Here is a 19,196-nt window from a genome sequence, read left to right as displayed (position 1 = left end):
AGATTCATTTTTAAAAGGAAGCCGTTGGCTTCCTTTTTGTATACAAGCAACATTACAACAACTAATTTCTTCTTAATAGTTACAAAGAGCGAACGATCCTCTTCAAAAAATCTTATTTTGCGTACCTATCAACATCTTATGAATCGACTGATCATTTGCTTCCTGAGCCTTTTAATTTCTATTTCTGTTGCTACCGCACAAACTCCACCAAAAAGAGAGTTACGGGCTACGTGGTTCTCTACTTTTTTAAATCTCGACTGGCCAAGCACCGCAACAAGATCGGTACAGCAGGTAAAAGATTCGATAGTGAACATGCTGGATCTGCAACTACAAACTGGTATTAACGCCATTTATTTCCAGGTACGCAATGAGTGTGATGCGGTTTATCCAAGTGACATTGAACCTTGGAGTGCATCAGTTACCGGAACACAAGGCATGGCTCCGGCAAATAATTTCGACCCATTGCAATTTATGATCGACGAATGCCGCAAGCGTGGTATTGAAATACATGCATGGTTCAATCCTTATCGTGCAGTAAATAACTATTACCTGATTAGCAGCTATGCTTCCAATCATGTAGCAAAAACACATCCTGAATGGCTGTTGTCGCAAGGCAGCTTGCGCATTCTCAACCCCGGCATTCCTGCTGTGCGTGATTATGTTCTTTCGGTTGTGATGGATGTGTTGCGTCGCTACGATGTTGATGGTATTCATTACGATGACTATTTCTATCCTTACCCCGGAGCAGGCGGAACAAGTGCACGCTTTAATGACAACGCAACCTTTGCAGCGTATGCAAGAGGCATCTCCAATCAAAACGATTGGCGAAGAGATAATATCAATCTTTTTATTCAACGCAGTTACGACAGTATTAAAACTGTAAAGCCCTGGGTAAAGTTTGGTGTTTCACCATTTGGCATCTGGCAAAATCAACGCAGCGATGCAGCCGGTTCAGCTACCAACGGTTTACAGAGTTACAGCGATGTGTATGCCGATACAAAAAAATGGCTGCAACAAGGTTGGGTTGATTATGTAACACCACAGATTTACTGGAGCACCGGTTTCAGCACGGCCAGCTACAGCGTATTGGTCCCATGGTGGAATAATAATGCACATGGAAGACATGTTTATGTTGGTCATGCGTTATATAAGATCAATGCAGATGCAGACCGTGATCCAAACTGGTACAACTCTTCGCAGATCAACAAACAGATCCGTTTAAACAGAAACTACAGCAATATTCACGGGAGCACTTTTTTTCGCTCACAATATTTCAGCAGCAATCCATTAAAGTTCAGAGACTCACTCACCGAACATTTGTACACAACACCTGCTTTACTTCCAACGATGCCATGGCGACACAATACAGCTCCGCAACCTGTAAAAAATGTTACTGCAACCATCCGCAACAATCATGTGCAACTTAGCTGGAGTGCAGCTCCTCTTGCAACCAGTGAACTGGATAAGGTGCGGCAGTTTGTTGTGTACCGTTTCAACAGCGATGCTATCGATCTCAATGATGCGGATGCGATCCAGTTGATCACCGGCAATGCACAAACTACTTCCTATGTCGACAGTAATCTTGTTCCTGCCGAGTATTATTATGTTGTTACGGCATTGGATCGTTTTCATAATGAAAGCGAACGTGGTACTGTTGTAAAAGCTTCCTTTATTCCTATTACGCAGGTGATCGTTACACCGCCGGAGCCTGTTACAAATCCAGTTGTTGCAAAACCGACAACAGAAAAACCAACACCATCTGTTGAAGTCCCTGCTGTTACACCTGAATTTGTTTTGCTGGCCGAACCAAACCCTGCAACTTCGTTCACCATCATCAGTTATACATTACCGAAACGAATGCAGGTAACACTCAGCGTACTTGATAATAACGGAAAAGAAGTGATGAAACTGGCCGATGCGATTCAATCGACCGGGAAACAACTGATCCGTTTTAATACAAGTACGTTAGCAGCCGGAACATACCAGATCAAGATCAGTGCAGAAAAAATTGAGAAGACGATACAGGTTGTTGTGAAGAAATAAGGCTGCAATAAGCAATTTGCAACAGACAATAGTCAAGAAGCAATTAACAATAAGGTTTGTTTTGCGTATTGCACATTGCCTATTGGCCATTGACTATTAACGATTGCCTATCACCCATTCTCCTACCTTTGCAGAAATCATTTCCCATGGCAGAAGATCTCCTCATTATACAAGGCACCAAGGAAGAACAATACCAACAATTAATACCACAGATCAAGGGATTGCTGGAAGGTGAACCCGATCTGGTTGCCAATCTTGCCAACATATGCGCCGCATTGAAAGAGCAATTTGGCTGGTTGTGGGTTGGGTTTTATCTGGTAAAGCCAAGTTCGGCGAAAGCATTTTCTGATAAAAGTGAAGAACTGGTACTGGGACCGTTCCAGGGACCTGTTGCCTGTACCCGCATCCGCAAAGGGAAAGGCGTTTGTGGCACATCGTGGGCCGAAGCAAGAACCGTGATCGTTGAAGATGTAGAACAATTCCCTGGCCATATTGCCTGCAGCAGTTTAAGCAGATCAGAAATTGTAATACCTATCATCCGCAATACAAAAGTAGCAGGCGTATTGGATGTGGACAGTGCTGATTTAAATACGTTCGACGAAACAGATCAACAATACCTCGAAGAAATTATTGCACTGATCGAATTCTAATTTCACATCAATGCATAAAATTCAAGTGCTGCTTTATGGCGCCAATGGATATACCGGCGAATTGATTGCACGTTATGCAAAAGAATACGGCATAACACCTGTGCTTGCCGGACGAAATGAAACGCTGATCCGTTCAGTAGCGGAACGGCTACAATTACCTTATCGTATTTTTTCATTGGATGATGTAAATCAATTGCAACAACAACTACAAGATGTACAATTAGTAATTCATGCGGCAGGACCATTTGCCAACACCTGCAAACAAATGGTGGAAGCATGTATTGCTACTAACACACATTACATCGACATCAATGGCGATATTTCTGTTTTTGAACGCATCAAAAAATATGGTGCTGCAGCAAGGCAGGCCAATGTGATGCTGATGCCCGGTGCAGGGTTTGATGTTATTCCGACGGATTGTACCGCATTGCATTTGAAAGAACAACTGCCGGATGCCACGCATCTGCAGTTAGCGTTTCTTCCAAAAGGTGGACAGATCAGTCATGGTACTGCTACCACCATGGCCAGCCGGCTAGGCGAAGGTGGTACTGCCAGAGAAAATGGAAAGCTGGTAAGCAAACCGCTTGGTCATAAAAGTTTATCAGTTGATATCAATGGAAAGAAATTGTTTACGATGACCATTCCGTGGGGTGATATTTCAACAGCCTATCATACAACTGGTATTGAAAATATTGAAGTGTACACCGGCATGAAACCTACGGTGTATCGTTTCCTAAAATTTCAATTTCTGTTCAACTGGATACTGCGTAAACAATTTGTGCGTAGCTGGATCCAGCAAAAGATCAACAGCCGGCCAGCCGGACCAACCGATGAACAACGGGCAACTGCAAAAACAACCGTGTGGGGTAAAGTGTGGAATGCAAAAGGCGAAACAAAAACAAGTGTACTCGAATGTGCAGATGGATACAGCGTAACAGCATGGGGCTGTTTACTCATCACACAAAAAATAATGAAAGGCGACTTGAAAACAGGGTATCAAACACCTGCTTCCTGTTACGGTAAAGATCTGATACTTGAAATTCCCAAGAGCAAACGCATCAGCTAAGGTTGTACATAATAAGCATCTGCATTATACGTCACCAAAAATGAACGTGCAGAAGCCGGAGCCAGCAAACGAAATACACGGGTAATAAATTCATTCTTCCATTTCCGTTTTCCTTTTTTCTTTTTATCAAAGTCGTAGAAATCAACAAACGAAACAAAATCGTTTTCATTTGCTTTATAAATAACAGTGAGGTTACCTACACCCCATCCAAAATAATCATCATCGTGCAGATCCACATACTTCACACAATAGCCCTGTTGATTTGCATCTGCAGGTTTACATTCAGTATTATTGATGTATAAAGGGACAGCTTTTTGCAAACGCTGAAAATCTGTTTCAGAAACGGTATAGGTTTCGCCAGTGCCTAACAGGTAGTGTTGCAGCAATTCTCTTTCGAGTGGAGAATTCAAACGAGGATGCAATGCAACCAGTTTGTAAAACAGGTTACGGTATCCTTTTAGCTTTTTTTGCTTTGCAACAACAACAGCCGTTGAATCGCCGGAAAAAAGACAGGCCGGAATAAATAATAACAGGAACAGACAGCAATGCTTCATTCGGCGTTAAAAATAACAATTTTACACATGCTGTATTTCTTTTCGTCTGGCAGCTTAGTTTTGCGGCTCTGAAAGATTATTACGCCATACTGGAAGTACCTCCTACCGCTACGGTTCCGGAAATCAAACAGGCTTACCGCAAGCTGGTGATGATCTATCACCCCGATAAAAACAACGATGATCCGTATGCCATATCACGATTTAACGAGATCAAAGAAGCGTATGAAGTATTAATGAATCCCGGCAGAAAAGAATTGTACCTGCAGGAACGCTGGTTAAAAAAAGCCGGTGGACAAAAAATTGGTGAGGAACTGATCACTGCACCGGGGATTCTCAAAAAAAGTCTGGAGCTGAACAAACAGGTGGCGGCCATGGATGCCTACCGTATGAATTATGCAGGCATGGCAGCACGCATTAACGAACTCATCAACGATGATGTAATTGAACAATTGATCGCACAAAAAGAAACGGAAGTGCATCGTTCGATCATACAAGCATTGTTAAACAGCACCAGGCCATTTCCCTACAACGACACCTACGAGGTTTGTAAGCAACTACGCAAATTGGCAAAGCAGCAACCATCGCTCCTGCAACAAATTGATCAAGTGCTCCAACAGAAACAAAAAGCTGAGAATTGGAGCAGATTTAATGGATTGTTCATTTTCCTCTTAACTATTTTACTTTGTTTACTCATATATTTTATGGGTAAATAAGTTTTGTTGAACGATCAACCACCTAACTCCACCGTTGCCTTCACATAAAAAATTATTATGATGAATGGTTGAACCATTGTTTGAAATGCATGTTCTATTGCGAAACAAACATTTTTATGAAGAAGACATTTTTCTCTTTAATGACAACTGCAGCGATTGCAGTAGTAATGACTTCATGCGGTGGTGGCGAATCAACTGCAGAAACAACAACTGACAGTGCTGCAACTGAAGCTGCTGCTCCTCCTGCACCGGCTGCTCCTGCAACTGTAGTTGACATTGCTGTAGGTTCTGCTGATCATTCTACATTAGTAACTGCTGTAACAACTGCAGGTTTAGTAGAAACATTAAGCGGTGCTGGTCCTTTCACTGTATTTGCACCAACAAATGCTGCATTTGCTGCTTTACCTGCAGGAACTGTAGAAACATTGTTGAAGCCGGAAAGCAAAGCTGATCTTACCGGTATTTTAACCTACCACGTAGTAGCTGGTTCGTTGAAAGCTGCTGATCTTACAGATGGTCAGAAGTTAAAAACTGTAAACGGTGCAGAATTAACTGTGTCGATCAAAGACGGTAAAGTGATGATTGATGGTGCAAACGTAACTGCTGCTGATCTCGTAGCTGGTAACGGTGTTGTGCATGTGTTGGATGCAGTGGTTATGCCTAAAAAATAATCGTATCCTTTTTCATTCTTCAGCAATTGCTTCCCAAATGGGGAGCAATTGTTGTTTATTACTGAAATTTGCCTCTTTCTTCAAACTTTCTATTTCGTGCTTCGTACCTCATACTTCCCACTCCCCACTTTCCACTTCCCATTCTCCCGTTAAGATTATCTTTGCGCCATGCATTATGTTTCTGCTGAAGGTTTGACGAAGAGTTATGGCATTACGCCCCTATTTTCGAATATTTCATTTCACATTGAAGAAGGCGATAAAATTGCACTGGTGGCCAGGAATGGTTCAGGCAAATCGACCCTGTTAAAAATATTGGCTGGCAAAGAAACTGCCGATGATGGTAAATGCTGGATCAATAAAGATGTTGACATTGCATTGTTTGAACAGGAACCACATTTTGATGAAAGCAAAACCATTTTGGATAATATCTTTCAACACAATCATCCAGTTATCAACGCCATCAAAGAATACGAAGCCATTAGTGAAGATCACGACATGGAGAAGTTGAATGCGGCCATCATCAAAATGGATGAACTGGGTGCATGGGATTTTGATACAAAAGTGAAACAGATCCTTGGCAAGCTCAACATCCATCAACTGCAACAGGCCGTTGGCACATTATCCGGTGGTCAACGCAAACGGGTGGCACTTGCCCGAACATTGATCGACATTGGATTTGATCATAAACATATTTTACTGATCATGGATGAACCCACCAACCACCTCGATGTTGAAATGGTGGAATGGTTAGAGCATTATCTCAGTAAAGAAAAAATCACACTCTTACTTGTAACGCATGATCGTTACTTCCTGGATACGGTGTGTAATGAAATATGGGAACTCGATGGAAGTAATTTAACTGAATACAAAGGCGACTATCAGAATTATCTGGAAAAGAAAGCGGCACGTATTGAAAGCGAACTGGCAAGTATCGACAAAGCAAAAAATACGTATCGCAAAGAATTGGAATGGATGCGCAAGCAACCAAAAGCACGAACAACAAAAAGCAAATCACGACAGGATAATTTTTACGAAGTAGAAGCCAAAGCAAAACTCCGCATTGAAGATCAACAGGTGCAACTGAGTATGAAGATGAACAGACTTGGTGGCAAAGTGGTGGAGATGAAAAAAGTGTACAAGAGTTTTGGTGAGAAACAAATATTGAAAGGATTTGATTACACATTCAAAAAAGGTGAACGTGTAGGTGTGGTTGGGCAGAATGGTGCAGGCAAATCCACCTTTATTGATATTATACAAGGCATTCAGCAACCGGATAGTGGAAAGATCAATATTGGTGATACCATCATCTTTGGAAATTATTCGCAGAAAGGTTTGGAAATAAAAGAAGACCTGCGTGTAATTGAATATGTAAAAAATATTGCAGAGAATTTTCCATTGGCAAGTGGTGGTTCGTTGAGTGCTGCACAGTTCCTGCAATTGTTTTTGTTTGATCCGGATAAGCAATACACTTATATCTCCAAATTAAGTGGTGGTGAAAAAAGAAGATTGCATTTGTTATCAATTCTCTTCCGCAATCCCAACTTTCTGGTACTGGATGAACCTACGAACGACCTTGATCTTCCAACACTTGCTGTATTGGAAAATTTCTTAAGCGATTTCCCCGGTTGTTTATTGATCGTAAGTCATGATCGTTATTTCATGGATCGTTTGGTGGATCATTTATTTGTATTTGAAGGTGATGGAGAGATCAGGGATTTCCCAGGCAATTATGCACAGCTACGTATATGGCAAAAGGAACAAGAGAAGTTGGGAGCCGATAGTCGGGAGTCGGGAGTAAATACAGATCGAAGTACGGTGCAGGAATTACCAAGTGCTGCTGTCCCGAATGGGTCGGGAGTCGAGGGACCTACTGTAGAAAAAAAACGTTTCAGCTTTAAAGAAAAACGTGAGTTTGAATTATTGCAAAAAGAAATTGAAGCACTCACTGCTGAAAAAGAAACGATTACAGCCAAACTCAACAACGGCAATATTCCGTTTGATGAATTACAACAACTTTCCAACCGCATTGGTGAAGTAACCAATTTATTGGATGAAAAAGAATTCCGCTGGCTGGAGCTGAGCGAATACAACGATTAAAAAAAATCCCCGTTATACAACGGGGATTTTTCACCAAAATCAAAACCTTACAACAACGTTTATGGCAGTAACACGTCACCAATAACGTGGATTACACCATTGGTGCAAAGAATATCACCGGGTTCAACTTTTGAATATTTCGCATTGGCATTTCCTTTCACAAAACCAACCGGCATTCCGATGATTGTACGCACTTGATTTTTCGGTGCATCAGCCAATGTGGTTTGTTTATTCAACACACCAAAATCCCATCCGAAATAACGCTCACCCAATACATGATAACGGAGAATATTTGAAAGGGCCGTGATTTGCGCTGCATCTGTAATAGCGCCGATGTTTGCAGCATTATTAAATGGTGCAGGCAATTTTGCAAATGCATCATCTGTTGGTGCAAACACTGTGAAGTTACCTTCGCCTGCAAACACACCTACCAGATCAGTTTTTACCAATGCAGCAACTAATGATGTAAAGGGAGCATTCGGAGCAGTGGCAACTGCTGCAATTGTAGCAGTTGGTGGAAGCAACACATCATTGATCACATGAATTACACCATTGGTGGCATCCACATTTGCCATGATCACTTCTGTTTGTCCATTCACCTTAATGACGTTGAATGCTTTTGAAACATAGATCGTATTATCGTTTCCGTTTACTTGCGGCTTTAACGTTGGAAGTGCTGTACGTCCAACAGGGACTTTAGGCGATAATATTTCCTGCCCTACGACATGATACAATAATACATTGCGTAGAAAATCAATTTGTGTAACATCGTTGATGGCTGCAATATTTTCTGCCGTATTAAATGGGGCAGCCAGTTGAGCAAAAGCAGCATCTGTTGGTGCAAATACAGTTAATGAAGCAGAAGCATCACTTACTGCACCAACCAATCCTGTTTTTACAACAGCAGCTACCAATGCACTGAAGTTGGGATTACCGATTGCAATTTCAGCAATGTTTTGCGTAGCCTTACGACCACCAATTGTTGCATCAGCAGCAGTGAAACCGGTGCTGTTGCCCTGGCGTTGAATGTTTGCTGCAGTGCTTTCCTGAATCTCTTGTGCGTTTCGAAGCAACGACTGTTCTTCGTTCAATTCATTCGATAAACTGTTTTCTTTTTGACAGGCGATCATTACCAGCGAAAGAACAGCAAAAGCCATTACCGCTTTAATGCCCTTAAGCATGAATACTTGTGTACGTCTCATAATATAAGTTTGATGATGAATAATGAGAATACAACAAGCCGTTGCATCAACAGATGTGAAAACGGAGCCAACCGGCAAAACCCGGGCGTGAATTGTAGAAAAAGAAAAGTGAACGGGAGATCAGTCCTGCCAGTTGAATCCTTCAATACGGGGCATATCGGCAATCAATGCTGCTGCAAGAGCAGGTATTGTAAGTTTTCGTTCGGTCAAATCGATCCAGGCAAGGTCGGCATTGATGACAGCAGCAATTGTACCATCTGCTTTTATAATTTCATGCAAAGCGCTCCAGCGTGATCCGTCTTTACGGGCTTTTGAGAGTTTCAAATTTATTTGCACTACTTCGCCGACATTTAATTCACGGCGAAAAATACATTCTTCCCGAAACAGGATCGGACCAATGTTCAAGGCAGTCATTTTATCAAGTGTAAATCCATGTTCCATAAAATAACTCATACGGGTATGGGCCCCCAACTCATAATATTTTGAATGGGTTACATGTTGATTGGAATCCAGATCGCCCCAACGTAGCTCTACCGATTTGATGTATTCGTTCATACAATGAATGTAGGAAATGATCCAGCAAAAAGTTCATTGATTTTGGAAGATCAAAAAATGCAGTTAGCCGAGTGCAAATGAAAAACGATTTCATTATCAATTATTACAGATATCATTACATGTTAGATCAGCGCTTGAAAAATATACTTGTCGTCGTACACTACCTCAAACGCATCAAGTAATTCTTTATACTCTTGCATGAATGTAGTGGTTCGATGATGTTCTTCCTGTTGTTGAATGTAGTTGATAACATTCGGCAGATCAGACTTTGCATAAGAGAATGCACCGTATCCCTCCTGCCATTGAAATTTTCCGTTGACAAAACCACGATCATTGATCCATTTTGAAGAATCACCTTTAACCTGTTTCATTAATTCTGATACCGATTGTGAAGGTCTCACACCAATCAACAAATGCACATGATCGGGCATGCCATTCACGATCAACAATTTGTGTTCGTAATGCTGTACAATACCCGTCATGTATTTATACAATTCCTCTTTCCACGAAGGTTGAATTAACGACAATCTGTACTTCACAGCGAACACAAACTGTAAATGAATTTGTGTGTAGGTATTTGCCACGGTTTACTGTTTTCTCAAATGTAAAAATCAATTATTGCATTTGCAATACCGAAATCAATGTACCGTCCCTACGGGACTGAACAAAACGCTTACGATTTTCTACCGGTATTATGTCCCTACGGGACAGGGCTAATTAAATTTAAATCAGTAGCAGAATTGCATTTTACTTTTTCGGGTATTTTATAATGGTTGGTAACTTTATCGCTATCTTAAAAATATTACAATGATGCTCGTTTTCTACTTTACAACACCGCAAAACTTACAACTGCATCTTGTCCCGTAGGGACGCAATATCGGTAGCTCCCGCAATACAGAGGGTCACCGTGCCGTAGGTACGGAATATATAAAACAAAAATCCCCCGATAAAAATTACCGGGGGATCGTATCAAAAAAATTGATGTTTTACTGTTTGTTGTACATCATCTCATAATATTCGTGTGCCATCCGGTTACTGTCGAACTGGAAACGAACATCACGCATACCATTTTGTGTGATCTGGCGCCACACCGGGAAATTATCGTAGTACAACGGTAAGATCTGGCGTTCCAGAATTTCATACATCTGATCCAGATCGTATTGATCCTGTTCCTGCACATGCATGGCGCTGTAATCAACTGGTGGAACAATGAAACTGTTGTTACCATGATTGGCAAACTCACAGATCCAACCATCGAACGTACTGAAGTTAACAGCACCATTCATGGCTGCCGTCATACCACTGGTACCACTTGCTTCACGTGGTACACGTGGATTGTTCAACCACACATCGGATGCCTGTTTCAAACGCTTGCTGAGTGCCAGTTCATAACCGGTACACACTGCAACATTTTTATAATTCTTACTTAAATGAACAAGATGATTGAAATCGCTGATGGCTGGATAATCAACCGGGTAAGGTTTACCTGCCCAAATGATCTGCACCGGATATTTTTTATTGCTCATCAACGCATTGAAGCGATCAAGATCTCGGGTGATCAACTCTGCACGTTTGTAACCGGCAAAGCGACGTGCCCAAACGATCGTCAATACATTGGGATCAAATAATTTTCCTGTTTGATCGGCCACAAGGTCAAATGCCCGGCGTTTCAAATATTGTTTGCGATCATCAAAGCGTTCTTCGTTGCCTTCATCCATCGAAAAATACAATTGCTTATCGGCCCAGTAACGCCAGTTCTGTGCATTGGTTACATGGGTGATGGGTGCAATGTTTTCATAATGACTCCACATTTTGCGACTCACTTCACCATGCAATGCACTCACACCATTTGAATGACGTGCAAAACGCAACGCTGCCAATGAATGATTGAACTGATCATCATAAATACCCGTGAGCTTACGCACTTCATCCAAAGGGATGCCGCAGAAATAACTCATCTTCTCACACAAATAAATATCATGCTTTTCGTTACCGGCTTCTTCGGGTGTATGTGTTGTAAACACCAAACGCTTTTTCACTTCTTCCGCATTACCGAATTTATTGTAGAGATAAAATGCTGCAGAAATAGCATGCGCTTCATTCAAATGATATACATCCGGTTTAAATCCTAATTCATCGATCAACTTGGCACCACCTACACCCAGCAAAATAAACTGAGCTACTTTGGTTGCAACATTCGCATCGTACAAACGATGACAAATGGTTTGTGATACATAATCGTTCTCCGGCAAATCAGTGCTCAACAAAAACATCGGTGCACTTTTGAATGTTTCCGGATTTAGATACCACACTTTCACCCATACCGGATGCTCGTGAATATTGATCTGGAATTTAATGCCCGTATCTTCTAAAAAATTATAGATCTTTTCGTTCCATTGCACCTGCAGGGTCTGATCCTGGTTACGTGCCTGATCGTAGTACCCATATTTCCATAAAATACCGACACCAATTAAATTCTGTTTGAGTTCGTACGCACTCCGCATATGGGAGCCTGCGAGAAAGCCCAATCCGCCACTATAAATTTTGAGAGGCTGATGAACTGCGAATTCCATTGAGAAATAAGCGACCTTTTTTGTGTACGCATTTTCGGTTGCATATGGAACCTTGAAATGATTAAACGTCATAATACAGTTGTTCGTTTGCTTAGGGTGCGCAATATAACGGGAAAAATTTAAAACAGCCTGTTTTGGCAAACGGGTTTATGCACATCAAACGGTTGGTATAATAGCAGTAACTTCTATTTCAATTAAGAGGTGTTCCTGGATCAAAGCAGACACTTCTACCATCGTAGAAGCCGGTTTGATGTTGCCAAACACTTCACCATGAGCCCTGCCTGCATCTTCCCACAGAGAAATATCGGTGATAAACATGCGTGTACGTACCACATGTTCCAGCGACGAGCCTGCCTGCTCCAATGCCTTTCCTATTTTTTGTAAGATGAATTGTGTTTGCAGATAAACATCCCCTTTACCGATCAATACATCCCCGTCAACAGCAGTGGTGCCTGCCACTTCAACGATATTTCCTACCCGCACGGCACGTGAATAGCCCACCACATCTTCCCAAGGAGAACCGGAACTGATCAATTGTTTTTGACTCATATGTTGTTAAATAAGGTGAGTGTTGAATAGTCAATGGGCAACGAGCAATCAGCAAAATCAACTGTCAATCTCTGGTGGTCTGTCGTCTATCGACCGTGGTCACTTGTATTTTATGAACTATCGGTTAATACCTACTTCTTCTTCGCTTCTTTCTTCCTTGGATAACTGCCTTCAAAGAAACAGGTGATGCCACGATACAATCCGCAGTTTTGTTCTGCTATGCGAACGGAGGATGTGGTGAAATCAAATGTGATCACACAATCGCTGGCACCATCTCTGAAAATACCTTTTCCCTTCCCGATCCATTCGCCGGTTCCTTTCAATTCACCAATACATTCGCCATTCTGTTTACTGAAATGAACAAAGAATTCAAATGTTTTTTCAGTTGCGCCGTCACGTATCGAAACCAGGTTCTTTTTATCTGTTCCATAATCTGCCGTGTATTTCTGTTTGCGGCTTAAGGTATCAATGGGATTTCCCATAATGATATCGCTGAGATCTTCGGTGCTGTTCGTCATGGCAATGATGAACTTGCCACTATCGTTCATGAAATAGATCGTTTCATTCGTCCATAATTCACCCGTTGGTGTTTTCCGTTCCTGCACAAAACTGATGCTGTGCGATTTATCGATCTTACAATAGCGGGGCAGTTTCCCCTTGGGCAGCTTGGCACCAATATTCAACGAACCTAAGTATTGCGATTTTTTAGTGAAGTAGAGTAATTGTGCGCCACGCTCTTTGCCCAGCACCGATTTCACCAATACATAATTCCCTTTTTCTCCATCGGCCGATTTACCAAGCAGATAAAGTTTGAGATTTTTTGTTTTGGGATAGAGTTCCTGATAGACTGTGTCAGGCAAAAAGGTTTTATAGGTTTCAAGATTGATCTGTAAGGAATCTTTTTCTTTCCGGTTCAGCAATGTATCGTTCACCATGATGGGATACGATAAATTGTCGGCCAAAGCAATAAAATCTGCAGCTGTGAGATCTTCATCCGTAATCATTTTGGGTTGTTTGCTTTTACAAGCAAGCAATACCAGCAACAGCAAACAGGTAACGTGGAATAACTTCATGTGGTAGTTATGAATCTTAAAAATAGTGGTTTTGCGTTGGTTTCAAAATTTAAGCCAGAATTAATCAGATGTACGAGGTACGATGTAAGATGTACGAATGGCGTGTTTTTGTAAGCTGCAAGTAAACGTTCTGACATCTCCATGATTTGCCAACACGGAAAACTATTCCAAACATCGGAGGCCCCGTACATCGTACTTCGTACCTCGTACATCGGCTTTCTCCCTCCGTTTATCAAACATTCTTTATAAAATTGGCTCCGTATTGAAAAATATTTTAGTTTCGCCTAAATTTTAATTTCATAGTCAATGAATTTTTCTACAGCCGAGGAGAATTATATCAAAGCCATCTGGCGACTGCAGCAAGCAGACAATAATGTTACTACCAATGAATTGAGTGCGGAGCTGCAAACCAAACCGGCTTCAGTTACCGATATGCTCAAACGCCTGAGTGAAAAAAAACTTCTTCACTACGCACCTTATTATGGAGTTACGTTAACTCCTGAAGGGAAAAAACTGGCGCTCAGCATCATTCGCAAACACCGGCTTTGGGAGTTCTTTTTAGTGGAGAAATTACAATTTGAGTGGGATGCCGTTCATGACATTGCCGAAGAACTGGAACATGTGAGCAGCCCCGAACTGATCGAACGACTGGATGCTTTTCTGGGTTATCCGAAAGCTGATCCGCATGGTGATCCTATTCCCGACAGCAAAGGCCGTATGACCAGCACCAGCAACGTTACCCTTCAACAACTGCCAGAAGCACAGCAGGCAATTGTAACTGGTGTTGGTGATCAAAGCAGCAGCCTGCTGGAACTGCTACGTCAAAAAAATATCGGTATCGGCACCAAACTCGAGATCAAACAACGGCATGCCTTTGATGGATCGGTGGAGATCAAGATCCGCAACCAGGCCCTTATTAATCTCAGCGAACAATTAGCTAAAAACATATTCGTCAAACCTATTTGATCATGGATGCAATCGTACAGTTTTTTACAGAGATACACCCCGTTTGGGCCGCCCTTATTGCAACCACATTTACCTGGCTGGTAACAGCCGCAGGAGCTTCGTTGGTTTTCTTTTTTAAAACAATGAACAGAGGCGTATTGGACCCTATGCTCGGATTTACCGGCGGCGTAATGGTAGCGGCCAGTTTCTGGAGTTTGCTCAACCCCGCTATTGAAATATCAGAGAAATTATATCCAGGTTACAGCTGGATGCCGGCTGCCGTTGGTTTTTTGCTGGGAGCCTTATTTATCTTTTTTCTGGATAAAGTAACGCCTCACCTCCATCTCAATTTTGGATTGGCAGAAACAGAAGGTATCAAAACAAAACTGCACCGTACTACACTTCTCATACTTGCCATTACACTTCATAATATTCCTGAAGGTCTGGCTGTAGGTGTTCTCTTTGGTGCAGCGGCATTGGGAATGGAAGACACATCAATCACTGGTGCCATTGCCTTAGCCATTGGTATTGGCTTGCAAAACTTTCCCGAAGGTTTAGCTGTTTCAATGCCGCTGCGCAGACAAGGTGTAACAAGGTTCCGGAGTTTTTGGTACGGACAATTATCTGCCATTGTTGAACCGGTAGCAGGTGTAATTGGAGCGCTTGCTGTTATTTATATGCAACCTGTGTTGCCATTTGCATTAGCATTTGCTGCAGGTGCTATGATCTTTGTAGTGGTGGAAGAAGTGATCCCCGAAACACAACGTGATAAATACACCGATCGGTCAACACTTGCATTTATTGGTGGTTTTTTAGTAATGATGATCTTGGATGTGGCGCTTGGCTAAATGAGTAGTAAGTTTTTCGTCACTAAAACTCAAAGTCATAAAGAAACAGAAAGAAGACTTGCTGTTGTCTGTTCACCTGCAAGGTGACCGCACAACCGAGGAAGAAATATAGCCACTGATTAAACGAATTAACACGAACAAAAAACAACGGTCTTCTCACAATTTGCTTACACGAGGCCCAACTCAAAATTTACAACAAACAACTTCCGTCTACATTCTCTGAACAGAAAATAACCGTTGGTCATCATCAAAAATTAAACTGTTTTCAATACTTTTAGTTGCAGCATTTGCTTTCTTGAAATAATTCGATCGAAACCATATAATTCTCAGCAATGAAATCAACAACAACCATGGTCACCTTGTTGACCATTTTTCTTTTGTCAACATCTGTATCAATTGCTCAAAAAAAATTTGTAACCACGCCGCCTGACGTATCGCCCATGCCCATGAAACCGGAAATGACGGAGATATGGAATCCTGAAGTAAAAACGATTTCACCCGGTAAAAAAAACAGCGATGCACCTTCGGATGCCATCATTTTATTTGATGGAAAGAATCTCGACCAATGGGTGAGCCAGCGTAACAAATCCAAAGCTGCTGCCTGGAAAATTGTGAACAACGATTATATGGAAGTTGTGCCCGGTACAGGTGGCATCGAAACCAAACTTACATTCGGCGATTGTCAGTTGCATATTGAATGGAGCGCACCCGACAGTATTGAATATGGCGGACAAGACCGCGGCAACAGTGGTATCTTTTTTCAAAACCGTTATGAGCTGCAGGTACTTGATTCGTACAACAACAGAACCTACGCCAATGGGCAGGCGGGCAGTATTTACAAAGATCATCCTCCATTGGTAAACGCTATGCGTAATCCTGCTGAATGGAATACCTATGATATTATTTACACTGCACCACGTTTCAAAGCCAGTGGTGAATTAGATGCTCCTGCACGCATTACGGTGTTGCACAATGGTGTGCTGGTACAAAACAATGCAACCATTAACGGACTTACAAATTACATTGGCCTTCACCGTTATACAACAGCACATGGTGAAGATGTAATTTCGTTACAGGATCATAGTTGCAAAACACAATTCAGAAATATCTGGATCAGAAGATTGTAAAAGACCCCGTTGTTGATTTGATGTTACATGCAAACAGATTCAAATGATCATTCCACAAACGAATTCAGTTGACATGAAGAAAGCATACATCTTACTGCCGCTTTTACTTGTTTTCATTTTCGCATCGCAGCAAAATGTTGCACAAGCAGCAAACGCAGAAGCCGGTATTCAACAGATTATGCAACAAAACAATGTGATCGGTCTGTCGGTAGCGGTGGTAAAAAAAGGGAAGATTATTTATACCCATTCGTTCGGCAGTAAAGATGTGGAAAGCAATACAGCTTTAACAGATGATTGTTTGTTCCGCATTGCATCTATTTCGAAATCGTTTTCTGCAACATCCATCATGCAATTGGTGGAAGCAAAAAAACTTTCACTGGATGATGATATCAGCAAACTTGTTGGCTTTACCATCCGCAATCCAAAATTTCCTGAAACAGTTATTACGTTGCGAATGATCTTATCGCATCGCTCAAGTATCAACGATGGTCAGGGTTACTTTACACTGGATGTGATCAACCCTGCAAAGAATCCTGATTGGGCCAAGTGTTTCAGCGATTACGAACCGGGCACTGGTTATCGTTATTGTAATCTTAATTACAATATGGCGGGAACGATTATTGAAAAAACATCAGGCGAACGTTTTGATCAATATGTAAAACATCATGTTCTTGATCCGCTGGGATTATATGGCGGCTATTGTGTTGATTCGTTAGATAATTCACGTTTTGCAACAATTTATGAATACGATGGCAATGCTAAAAAATTCAATCCTTCACCCGCAGCTTATGCACCACGCAGAGAGGAGATCGCCAATTATACAATGGGCTACAGCACGCCGATCTTCTCTCCCACCGGCGGCATGAAAATTACTGCAACTGATCTTGCCAAATACATGACCATGCACATGCAACTGGGTCGTTATAAAAAAACTAAGATCATTTCAAAGAAGAGTGCCAAGCAAATGCAAACCAAACTATCTGAGAAAGAAGGATACGGCATGGCTATCGCAACAGTTGAAAACCTGATACCTGGTAAAACAATGAAAGGACATACAGGATCGGCATACGGACTTTACAGTACCATGTTCTTTCATCCAAAAGAAGAGTTTGGGTTTGTGGTGATCAGCAATGGATGCAATCCCGGTTATACTGATGGCATAAATACAGTGATGCGCAAAACCATCACTTGTTTGTACGATTCGTTTATCGCCACAACGAACAAATAAAAGACGACTATTATTTGGTTTAACCTAACGACAATTCAATAACAGAAGTCTCAAATTCACCATCCATTTTTTGATGAACAACTCCGTTAAAATAAGTGATACGGTTATTGATGCTGCTGTGTGTCGAATGTTGGATTGCTTTTATCACATTAAACTGCCGATCGTTTTGACGGAGAACAAGAGTGATCTGTAATGGCTTATACTGCAGCTCTAATTCAACTTCTGTGGCTTTCGAATTCGTCAACACAATGTCTAAATAATCTTGTAAAATTCTGAATACAGAAAGCTTATCGTTTTGGCTGATGGATTCAACTTCAAGGTCGTCGTATTCAAACTGAATATGTAGGTTGTTTACTTTTTTCAACTCGATAATATACTCACGTGTGCCCTCAACTAAACCGATATCGGCAATAACAGCAGGATGCAGTTTAATACAAAGAATGGTTACTGCGTTAATGGCATCGCTTGTTAGCGAATAACTTTTTGCTAGCAGTTCTTTGTTATCAGTTTTTGCTACTGCCTCCTCTTGATACATTTTTGATGCCGCCAACAGTTGATTGACGCTGTCCCGTAATTCATAAACGATATTCTGGTTAGCTGTCTCCTGTTTTTCAATCACTGAACGTAACTCCTGTTTTCTGTCAGAGGCTTCCAACGAAAGAATACGGCTGTAGAGTTTTTCCTGATAATTATAAATCAGAATAAAGTAATAAACAGTTAAGGAAAAAGAGATGAAGAACGAAAGGTAGAATGTACGCTTTGCTTCAAGTAACTGATCGGCGGGAAATTGAAAATTTGTATCGGCAAAAACAAGTGAGCATATCAAAAACAAAATGGTAACTACTGAGAAAAGCACAACATACCGTCGTTTGCCTTCTGTGCGGAACAAATAGATATAAGCAAGTATGAGCGGGAAATAATAAAGATATGTCGCACTTCGTACTCCCAGTTTAAGGTTAATGAGTAAAAAAGCTACATTAAACGTAACGGCCGATAAAATCTTTGCTGCCAACGTATGATCTTTTTGATGCAGCAACAGCGACAGCAAAAGAAAAAATCCGGCAGCTGTTAACACATAGACATCGTAATATTCGCCGTAGCCCGACAATATACTGTCGGCAATGTTGATGATAATGGCAATCAGAGCAAGATAGATAAACCGTTTAAAGCCGGTTAATACGTTGTGCTTAACAACATCATCAAAGGATGTAGCACTATTCATACATAGGAATTCAGGATATTGGATAATAAAAAGTCAACTTTAAAATTAGACTAAAACCTGCCCTTTTCAGGCATTTCCCT

General features: G+C 41.4%; 18 protein-coding genes. 10 read left to right on the top strand and 8 right to left on the bottom strand.

The window, feature by feature from the left end:
• Positions 1 to 138: 138 nt before the first annotated feature.
• From WG989_RS12785 to WG989_RS12775, 3 genes are all read left to right on the top strand, one after another.
• Positions 139 to 2,043: a family 10 glycosylhydrolase gene (locus WG989_RS12785; RefSeq protein ID WP_340429908.1), complete on the top strand. Its 1,905-nt coding sequence runs from the start codon at positions 139 to 141 to the stop codon at positions 2,041 to 2,043.
• Positions 2,044 to 2,189: 146 nt separating this feature from the next.
• The gene (gene msrC / locus WG989_RS12780) at positions 2,190 to 2,693 is read left to right on the top strand and encodes a free L-methionine (R)-S-oxide reductase MsrC (RefSeq protein WP_340429907.1); all 504 of its coding nucleotides are present in this window, start codon (positions 2,190 to 2,192) and stop codon (positions 2,691 to 2,693) included.
• Positions 2,694 to 2,703: 10 nt separating this feature from the next.
• Entirely contained in the window at positions 2,704 to 3,759 is a 1,056-nt protein-coding gene (locus tag WG989_RS12775) for a saccharopine dehydrogenase family protein (protein ID WP_340429905.1), read from the top strand.
• Here WG989_RS12775 and WG989_RS12770 read toward each other — a convergent pair.
• Positions 3,756 to 4,313 (bottom strand): hypothetical protein, encoded by a 558-nt coding sequence (locus tag WG989_RS12770; protein ID WP_340429904.1) that lies wholly within the window; start codon positions 4,311 to 4,313, stop codon positions 3,756 to 3,758. The two genes, WG989_RS12775 and WG989_RS12770, sit on opposite strands and share 4 nt — an antisense overlap.
• Between WG989_RS12770 and WG989_RS12765 the strand changes: the two genes are divergently transcribed.
• The 3 genes from WG989_RS12765 (at position 4,283) to WG989_RS12755 (ending at position 7,794) form a co-directional block, all read left to right on the top strand.
• Positions 4,283 to 5,026, top strand: a complete 744-nt coding sequence (locus WG989_RS12765) for a J domain-containing protein (protein ID WP_340431700.1) — start codon at positions 4,283 to 4,285, stop codon at positions 5,024 to 5,026. The two genes, WG989_RS12770 and WG989_RS12765, sit on opposite strands and share 31 nt — an antisense overlap.
• A gap of 116 nt (positions 5,027 to 5,142) precedes the next feature.
• Entirely contained in the window at positions 5,143 to 5,697 is a 555-nt protein-coding gene (locus WG989_RS12760; protein ID WP_340429902.1) for a fasciclin domain-containing protein, read from the top strand.
• Between the two features lie 168 nt (positions 5,698 to 5,865).
• Positions 5,866 to 7,794 (top strand): ABC-F family ATP-binding cassette domain-containing protein, encoded by a 1,929-nt coding sequence (locus WG989_RS12755; RefSeq protein ID WP_340429900.1) that lies wholly within the window; start codon positions 5,866 to 5,868, stop codon positions 7,792 to 7,794.
• 59 nt (positions 7,795 to 7,853) lie between these two features.
• Here WG989_RS12755 and WG989_RS12750 read toward each other — a convergent pair whose 3' ends face one another.
• The 6 genes from WG989_RS12750 to WG989_RS12725 all read right to left on the bottom strand — a co-directional run bounded on the left by WG989_RS12750 (position 7,854) and on the right by WG989_RS12725 (position 13,746).
• Complete coding sequence (locus WG989_RS12750) at positions 7,854 to 8,996, bottom strand: fasciclin domain-containing protein (RefSeq protein WP_340429898.1); 1,143 nt, start codon at positions 8,994 to 8,996, stop codon at positions 7,854 to 7,856.
• A 120-nt stretch (positions 8,997 to 9,116) separates the two neighbouring features.
• Positions 9,117 to 9,551, bottom strand: a complete 435-nt coding sequence (locus tag WG989_RS12745; protein WP_340429896.1) for an acyl-CoA thioesterase — start codon at positions 9,549 to 9,551, stop codon at positions 9,117 to 9,119.
• Positions 9,552 to 9,673: 122 nt separating this feature from the next.
• The gene (gene tnpA / locus WG989_RS12740) at positions 9,674 to 10,135 is read right to left on the bottom strand and encodes an IS200/IS605 family transposase (protein WP_340429894.1); all 462 of its coding nucleotides are present in this window, start codon (positions 10,133 to 10,135) and stop codon (positions 9,674 to 9,676) included.
• 402 nt (positions 10,136 to 10,537) lie between these two features.
• Entirely contained in the window at positions 10,538 to 12,196 is a 1,659-nt protein-coding gene (glgP, locus tag WG989_RS12735; protein ID WP_340429892.1) for an alpha-glucan family phosphorylase, read from the bottom strand.
• 84 nt (positions 12,197 to 12,280) lie between these two features.
• The gene (locus tag WG989_RS12730; protein WP_340429890.1) at positions 12,281 to 12,673 is read right to left on the bottom strand and encodes a RidA family protein; all 393 of its coding nucleotides are present in this window, start codon (positions 12,671 to 12,673) and stop codon (positions 12,281 to 12,283) included.
• 131 nt (positions 12,674 to 12,804) lie between these two features.
• On the bottom strand, positions 12,805 to 13,746 hold the full coding sequence (locus tag WG989_RS12725) for a hypothetical protein (protein ID WP_340429888.1): 942 nt from the start codon (positions 13,744 to 13,746) through the stop codon (positions 12,805 to 12,807).
• 306 nt (positions 13,747 to 14,052) lie between these two features.
• Here WG989_RS12725 and WG989_RS12720 point away from each other — a divergent pair, with 306 nt between their 5' ends.
• The 4 genes from WG989_RS12720 (at position 14,053) to WG989_RS12705 (ending at position 17,894) form a co-directional block, all read left to right on the top strand.
• Complete coding sequence (locus WG989_RS12720; protein WP_340429887.1) at positions 14,053 to 14,712, top strand: metal-dependent transcriptional regulator; 660 nt, start codon at positions 14,053 to 14,055, stop codon at positions 14,710 to 14,712.
• A gap of 2 nt (positions 14,713 to 14,714) precedes the next feature.
• Positions 14,715 to 15,539 carry a ZIP family metal transporter gene (locus tag WG989_RS12715; protein WP_340429886.1) on the top strand — a complete coding sequence of 275 codons (825 nt, stop codon included), beginning with the start codon at positions 14,715 to 14,717 and terminating at the stop codon, positions 15,537 to 15,539.
• A 332-nt stretch (positions 15,540 to 15,871) separates the two neighbouring features.
• Entirely contained in the window at positions 15,872 to 16,666 is a 795-nt protein-coding gene (locus tag WG989_RS12710) for a 3-keto-disaccharide hydrolase (protein ID WP_340429884.1), read from the top strand.
• Between the two features lie 43 nt (positions 16,667 to 16,709).
• Positions 16,710 to 17,894 (top strand): serine hydrolase domain-containing protein, encoded by a 1,185-nt coding sequence (locus WG989_RS12705; RefSeq protein ID WP_340429882.1) that lies wholly within the window; start codon positions 16,710 to 16,712, stop codon positions 17,892 to 17,894.
• A 19-nt stretch (positions 17,895 to 17,913) separates the two neighbouring features.
• Here WG989_RS12705 and WG989_RS12700 read toward each other — a convergent pair whose 3' ends face one another.
• Complete coding sequence (locus tag WG989_RS12700; protein ID WP_340429881.1) at positions 17,914 to 19,116, bottom strand: sensor histidine kinase; 1,203 nt, start codon at positions 19,114 to 19,116, stop codon at positions 17,914 to 17,916.
• Positions 19,117 to 19,196: the final 80 nt, after the last annotated feature.

The sequence above is a fragment of the Lacibacter sp. H407 genome (assembly GCF_037892605.1).
Taxonomy (GTDB): Bacteria; Bacteroidota; Bacteroidia; order Chitinophagales; family Chitinophagaceae; genus Lacibacter.
Note: the sequence above shows the minus strand (reverse complement) of the source record. Positions and strands in the feature narration are given on the sequence as shown.